This window comes from Dellaglioa sp. CoH-57-MRSF-20, assembly GCF_056781955.1.
In genome coordinates, this window is the sequence record NZ_JBXAXV010000233.1 from 1 (window position 1) to 288 (window position 288).

Here is a 288-nt window from a genome sequence, read left to right on the forward strand (position 1 = left end):
CGGGATCAGTGTCCAGTCACAACGTGCTGCTTCTTCGATGAGAGCCGCCACCTCATCCTGAGCACAGTAGACGTAGACCACCACGAACTCCGGATCAAGGACCTCTGATCGTGGGCTCAGGAACGTGGCCAGCGACATTTCGACCACCTTGAAACTGCGCCCTTCGGCCTCGATGGGACGCAGCCCCGAACACGGTGCCGCATACTGTTCGGCCCATGCCTCGCGGATCGCGCCCATAATCCGACCTTGGTTTCGTGCGGTCTCCACGTGCACGATACGTCGGTGGAT

Annotated in this window: 1 protein-coding gene; it reads right to left on the minus strand. The window is 60.4% G+C overall.

Features of this window, described 5'->3' with window-relative positions; genetic code table 11:
- The coding region (locus tag AC1RPN_RS08875) for a hypothetical protein (RefSeq protein ID WP_481763823.1) at nt 1-237 on the minus strand (237 nt) is incomplete at its 3' end.
- Between the last annotated feature and the right edge of the window lie 51 nt (nt 238-288).